Genomic DNA, 220 nt, shown 5'->3' with positions numbered 1-220 from the left:
GCCAGGAACGGTGATAGGCGCCCAGGGTGGTCTGGTGCCCTTCGGAAAGTCCGGCCAGCGCGCGCTGCCATTGCGGCTGCACGCTATAGGCGCCCGGCGCGCTGGCGTAGCTGTCCAGCGCCTGGCGCCAGACCCGGGTGACCTGCTCGACGTAGGCCGGGCTGCGCTGGCGGCCTTCGATCTTCACCGCCGCCACGCCGATTTCCGCCAGTTGCGGGAC

Annotated in this window: 1 protein-coding gene; it reads right to left on the bottom strand. The window is 71.4% G+C overall.

The window, feature by feature from the left end:
* The coding region (locus tag G5A07_RS21940; protein WP_191864039.1) for a U32 family peptidase at positions 1-220 on the bottom strand (220 nt) is incomplete at both ends.

The organism is Stenotrophomonas sp. AS012628 (assembly GCF_010608305.1).
GTDB classification, from domain to species: domain Bacteria; phylum Pseudomonadota; class Gammaproteobacteria; order Xanthomonadales; family Xanthomonadaceae; genus Stenotrophomonas; species Stenotrophomonas geniculata.
Note: the sequence above shows the minus strand (reverse complement) of the source record. Positions and strands in the feature narration are given on the sequence as shown.